Raw genomic sequence first — 523 nt, 5'->3', positions numbered from 1 at the left:
CTGGCTTCTTCGGTGTCGCGCCCGGCACCGGAGAGTCGACCAACGTCACCGCGGTCGAGACCCTGTGGGAGAGTAGGACACCGCCGGACTCCTTTTAGTCGAAATGGCCACCCATCGTTGGGTGGCCATTTTGCGTTTACAGAACGAAGAGAACAGGGAGCACCATGCCGGAAGAGGAAGAGCGCCGTCCGCGTCGCAACGACGACAGGAACCAGCGCAACGAACGTCCTTCCGGAGGTCGCCCCGTGTACCGTGACGGCGCATCTCGTGCCGGCTCCGGTGACCGCGCCCCGCGTCGTGAGGGTGGTTACAACCGTGACGGTGGTGCCCCGCGTCGTGAAGGCGGATACAGCAACCGCGATGGTGGCCCCCGCCGTGAGGGTGGCTATAACCGTGACGGTGGTGCGCCTCGTCGCGAGGGTGGCTATAACCGTGATGGTGGTGCGCCTCGTCGTGAGGGCGGTTACAACCGTGACGGTGCCCCTCGCCGCGAGGGTGGCTACAACCGTGACGGTGCCCCTCG

Annotated in this window: 1 protein-coding gene; it reads left to right on the top strand. The window is 65.8% G+C overall.

Annotated features, from left to right (window positions below; genetic code table 11):
• Positions 1 to 315: 315 nt before the first annotated feature.
• Positions 316 to 523: hypothetical protein (locus DW296_RS04925; RefSeq protein ID WP_205807825.1), on the top strand; the 208-nt coding region annotated here is incomplete at its 3' end.

The sequence above is a fragment of the Microbacterium sp. K36 genome (genome assembly GCF_004794355.1).
Classification (GTDB): domain Bacteria; phylum Actinomycetota; class Actinomycetes; order Actinomycetales; family Microbacteriaceae; genus Microbacterium; species Microbacterium paraoxydans_D.
This window is presented reverse-complemented; position numbering and strand designations above follow the sequence as displayed.